Genomic DNA, 1,443 nt, shown 5'->3' with positions numbered 1-1,443 from the left:
GGACGCCGGTGGCCGCCGCGCTCGACCTCGGCACCGGTTCCGGCATCCAGGCGCTGCACGCGGCACAGCACGCCACGCGCGTGACGGCCACCGACGTCAACCCGCGCGCCCTGCACATCACCGCGCTCACCCTGGCGCTCTCCGGCGCGCCGGCGGCCGACCTGCGCGAGGGCTCCCTCTTCGAGCCGGTCCGCGACGACGAGACGTACGACCTGATCGTGTCGAACCCGCCCTTCGTGATCTCGCCCGGCGCCCGGCTCACCTACCGCGACGGCGGGATGGGCGGGGACGATCTGTGCCGGTCGCTCGTTCAGCAGGCGGGCGATCGACTGCGCGAGGGCGGATTCGCGCAGTTCCTCGCCAACTGGCAGCACGTGGAGGGGGAGGACTGGCAGGACCGGCTCAGGTCATGGGTGCCGCGCGGGTGCGATGCCTGGATCGTGCAGCGCGAGGTCCAGGACGCCACGCAGTACGCCGAGTTGTGGCTCAGGGACGCCGGCGACCACCGGGGTGACCCGGCCGCCTACGAGGCGCTCTACGACGCGTGGCTCGACGAGTTCGAGGCGCGCAAGGTCAAGGCGGTGGGCTTCGGCTGGATCACGCTGCGCAGGACGGGATCTGACGCACCCTCGATCACCGTCGAGGAGTGGCCGCACCCGGTCGAGCAGCCGCTCGGCGACACCGTGCGCCTGCACTTCGACCGCGTCGACTATCTGCGCGCCCACGACGACGCGGCCCTGCTCGCCGCCCACTTCAGACTCGCCCCCGAGATCATCCAGGAACAGGTGGGCCTGCCCGGTGCCGAGGACCCCGAGCACGTCGTGTTGCGCCAGCACCGCGGCATGCGCCGGGCGACCAAGGTCGACACGGTCGGCGCGGGCTTCGCCGGCGTCTGCGACGGCAGCCTGAGCGCGGGCCGCATCCTGGACGCGATCGCCCAACTCGTGGGCGAGGACCCGGTGCTGCTCCGCGACCGGACACCGGCGCAGATCCGGCTGCTGGTGGAACAGGGGTTCCTGGAGCCCGTCGACTGACAGCCCACGGCGGCCGACCGCCACGGGTCGCCGCTGCCCTGCCCCGCGCCGCCCCCGCACCTGTCACGCCTGAGGCCTGCCCGTACCACTGAGCCACCTGTGCCCCCGCCCGGCGGGATCGGTCGGATTGGTACGGAAAGGCCCTCTTGTCAGTGGCGGGTGCGAGGCTACCTTCGGAGACAGGTTCCACGCGTCCTCGGGGGAGGCGCGCCGTCTCGGGGGAGGCGTGATGGCCGGGGATACGCCGGAGCAGGGTGAAGGCAGGATCGTCAACGGGCGCTATCGGCTGCTGCGCACGCTGGGCGCCGGCGGCATGGGCCGCGTATGGCTCGCGTACGACGAGGAGTTGGCCTGCGAGGTCGCCATCAAGGAGATCTCGCTGCCGGACGTCCCGAGGGACGCGAGCGAG

General features: G+C 72.6%; 2 protein-coding genes. Both read left to right on the top strand.

All coding sequences use genetic code 11. The features are described 5' to 3' along the window. The coding region (locus tag R6V09_RS53125; RefSeq protein WP_317888554.1) for a class I SAM-dependent methyltransferase at window positions 1–1,034 on the top strand (1,034 nt) is incomplete at its 5' end. Window positions 1,035–1,263: 229 nt separating this feature from the next. Next, the coding region (locus R6V09_RS53120) for a hypothetical protein (protein ID WP_317888553.1) at window positions 1,264–1,443 on the top strand (180 nt) is incomplete at its 3' end.

This window comes from Streptomyces sp. W16, from assembly GCF_033194735.1.
In the GTDB taxonomy this organism is placed as follows: domain Bacteria; phylum Actinomycetota; class Actinomycetes; order Streptomycetales; family Streptomycetaceae; genus Streptomyces.
This window is presented reverse-complemented; position numbering and strand designations above follow the sequence as displayed.